Annotated in this window: 1 rRNA gene; it reads right to left on the reverse strand. The window is 57.1% G+C overall.

Annotated elements, in window-relative coordinates:
- Positions 1–3,004, reverse strand: a 23S ribosomal RNA gene (locus AMA02S_RS39650); the annotation flags it as partial.
- Between the last annotated feature and the right edge of the window lie 39 nt (positions 3,005–3,043).

The raw sequence follows: 3,043 nt of genomic DNA on the forward strand, positions 1-3,043 counted from the left end.
TGGGAGGGAGAACTCATCTCAAGGAAGGCTTCCCGCTTAGATGCTTTCAGCGGTTATCCCTACCGAACGTAGCCAACCAGCCGTGCCCCTGGCGGGACAACTGGCACACCAGAGGTTCGTCCGTCCCGGTCCTCTCGTACTAGGGACAGACCCTCTCAATTCTCCTACGCGCGCAGCGGATAGGGACCGAACTGTCTCGCGACGTTCTAAACCCAGCTCGCGTGCCGCTTTAATGGGCGAACAGCCCAACCCTTGGGACCTACTCCAGCCCCAGGATGCGACGAGCCGACATCGAGGTGCCAAACCATCCCGTCGATATGGACTCTTGGGGAAGATCAGCCTGTTATCCCCGGGGTACCTTTTAGCCGTTGAGCGACACCACTTCCACACGTAGGTGCCGGATCACTAGGCCCTGCTTTCGCACCTGCTCGACACGTCCGTCTCACAGTCAAGCTCCCTTGTGCCCTTGCACTCGCCACCTGATTGCCAACCAGGCTGAGGGAACCTTTGGGCGCCTCCGTTACACTTTAGGAGGCAACCGCCCCAGTTAAACTACCCACCAGGCACTGTCCCCCACCCGGATACACGGGTGCGGGTTAGACGCACAAAACAACCAGAGTGGTATTTCACCAACGACTCCACCCAAACTGGCGTCTGAGCTTCACAGTCTCCCACCTATCCTACACAAGACGCTTCAAGCGCCAATGCCAAGCTATAGTGAAGGTCCCGGGGTCTTTCCGTCCTGCTGCGCGAAACGAGCATCTTTACTCGTACTGCAATTTCGCCGGGCCTGTGGTTGAGACAGCGGGGAAGTCGTTACGCCATTCGTGCAGGTCGGAACTTACCCGACAAGGAATTTCGCTACCTTAGGATGGTTATAGTTACCACCGCCGTTTACCGGCGCTTAGATTCTCAGCCCCGACCCCAAAGGGTCTCACCAGTCCTCTTAACGTTCCGGCACCGGGCAGGCGTCAGTCCGTATACAGCGTCTTACGACTTCGCACGGACCTGTGTTTTTAGTAAACAGTCGCTTCCCCCTGGCCTCTGCGACCCCACCCAGCTCAAGAAGAAAATTCCATCACCAGACAAGGTCCCCCTTCTCCCAAAGTTACGGGGGCAATTTGCCGAGTTCCTTAACCACAGTTCACCCGATCGCCTTAGTATTCTCTACCTGACCACCTGAGTCGGTTTAGGGTACGGGCCGCCAGTACACTCGCTAGAGGCTTTTCTCGACAGCATGGGATCACTCACTTCACCTAAAACGGCTCGGCATCACATCTCACCCTCAAACGGCGCGCGGATTTACCTGCACACCGGGCTACATGCTTACCCCAGGACAACCACCGCCTGGGCTGAGCTACCCTCCTGCGTCACCCCATCACTCACCTACTACCCCCTCGGGCCCCACGCTCCCCAACCACCACAACCCGAAGGCCACAGCAGCGGTTCAGGCGGTTAGCATCAGAGGATTCAGCGTTGGCGCATACCAGCGGGTACGGGAATATCAACCCGTTGTCCATCGACTACGCCTGTCGGCCTCGCCTTAGGTCCCGACTTACCCTGGGCGGATTAGCCTGCCCCAGGAACCCTTGGTCATCCGGCGCACACGTTTCTCACGTGTGATTCGCTACTCATGCCTGCATTCTCACTCCCACAGCCTCCACCACTCGATCACTCGGCGGCTTCACCGGCTGCAGGACGCTCCCCTACCCACCCACACCAAAATGTGAGTGCCACGGCTTCGGCGGTGTGCTTGAGCCCCGCTACATTGTCGGCGCGGAATCACTTGACCAGTGAGCTATTACGCACTCTTTCAAGGATGGCTGCTTCTAAGCCAACCTCCTGGTTGTCACAGCAACTCCACATCCTTTCCCACTTAGCACACGCTTAGGGGCCTTAACCGATGATCTGGGCTGTTTCCCTCTCGACTACGAAGCTTATCCCCCGCAGTCTCACTGCCACGCTCTCACTTACCGGCATTCGGAGTTTGGCTGACGTCAGTAACCTTGTAGGGCCCATTAGCCATCCAGTAGCTCTACCTCCGGCAAGAAACACGCAACGCTGCACCTAAATGCATTTCGGGGAGAACCAGCTATCACGGAGTTTGATTGGCCTTTCACCCCTAACCACAGGTCATCCCCCAGGTTTTCAACCCTGGTGGGTTCGGGCCTCCACACCGTCTTACCGGCGCTTCACCCTGCCCATGGCTAGATCACCCCGCTTCGGGTCTACAGCATGCGACTAAAAACGCCCTCTTCAGACTCGCTTTCGCTACGGCTACCCGCCACCGGTTAACCTCGCCACACACCATAACTCGCAGGCTCATTCTTCAAAAGGCACGCCATCACGAACCACAACCCCAAAAGGCCATGGAGGACGCTCTGACGGCTTGTAGGCACACGGTTTCAGGTACTATTTCACGACCCCTCACCGGGGCACTTTTCACCTTTCCCTCACGGTACTGGTCCGCTATCGGTCATCAGGAAGTATTCAGCCTTACCACGTGGTCGTGGCAGATTCACACGGGATTTCACGGGCCCCGTGCTACTCGGGAACACACCCAGAAGCCACTCAGATTTCGTCTACCGGGCTCTCACCGTCTATGGCCGGCCATCCCATACCGTTCGACTATCCAAGCAGTTTGTAACTTCTCGCCGGGCTGGTAGACCCAACCGGATGATCCCACAACCCCGCACACGCAACCCCTACCAGGTATCACACGCGCACGGTTTAGGCTCCTCCGCTTTCGCTCACCACTACTCACGGAATCACTATTGTTTTCTCTTCCTGCGGGTACTGAGATGTTTCACTTCCCCGCGTTCCCACCAACCGCCCTATACATTCAGACGGCGGCGACACCCCATGACGGGTGCCAGGTTTCCCCATTCGGAAATCCCCGGATCAAAGTCTGGTTGCCGACTCCCCGAGGCATATCGCAGGCTCCCACGTCCTTCATCGGCTCCTGATGCCAAGGCATCCACCGTATGCCCTTAAAAACTTGAACACACAAAACGATCAAAACAAATCGCAGATAAACAACAAG

Origin of the sequence: Actinomadura macra NBRC 14102 (assembly GCF_001552215.1) — a bacterium.
Classification (GTDB): Bacteria; Actinomycetota; Actinomycetes; order Streptosporangiales; family Streptosporangiaceae; genus Spirillospora; species Spirillospora macra.